Genomic DNA, 531 nt, shown 5'->3' with positions numbered 1-531 from the left:
AATTGGGCAATACGAGCATCTTGTAGCTCAGCTTTTCATAGAGAACCTCTTGGTCAAACTGATCAACGATCTTGGCGCTGTAGTAGTACTTGGCATTATTGGCCTTATCCAGCTGAAAGCCCAGTACCGCTACAAAATATACCGGTGGCAATTCGTAACCATTGCCATCTGCGCCTTTCTTGGCGAGTCGACTGATGGTGCGTGAGGTATAGGTGACGGCACGGTCGAAAAAGAAGTCTTGGTTCTGTAACTGCATCTCCACCAGGAAGTGCTCACCTCCCTCCCCTATACAGCGTAGATCAAAGACGACCTTGCGCTCACTGCTATGCTCGCCATCTTCCTCGACATTAGCATAATGGAGATCTGCAATAACATGCTCGCCTTCTAGTAGGCTGTTTAAAAAATTGATGAGGTTGATTTTGTTCTCCTCACGGCCGAAATAGTGTTTCCAGCCAAAACCGATTCCGACCTAGTCGGATGAGCTCATGAGTACCTTAAAAAACTTACTCTCACGAATAGTCGGCAAGAATT

General features: G+C 46.7%; 1 protein-coding gene. It reads right to left on the bottom strand.

Going from position 1 to position 531, the window contains the following annotated elements; genetic code table 11:
- Positions 1-409, bottom strand: a 409-nt coding sequence (locus tag JKG61_RS22805) for a PD-(D/E)XK nuclease family transposase (protein WP_317192437.1), incomplete at its 3' end; no start/stop codon positions are given.
- Positions 410-531: the final 122 nt, after the last annotated feature.

Origin of the sequence: Sphingobacterium faecale (assembly GCF_016746095.1) — a bacterium.
Taxonomy (GTDB): Bacteria; Bacteroidota; Bacteroidia; order Sphingobacteriales; family Sphingobacteriaceae; genus Sphingobacterium; species Sphingobacterium faecale.
The sequence above is the reverse complement of the archived record's forward strand: the minus strand, read 5'-3'. Positions and strand labels throughout refer to the sequence as shown.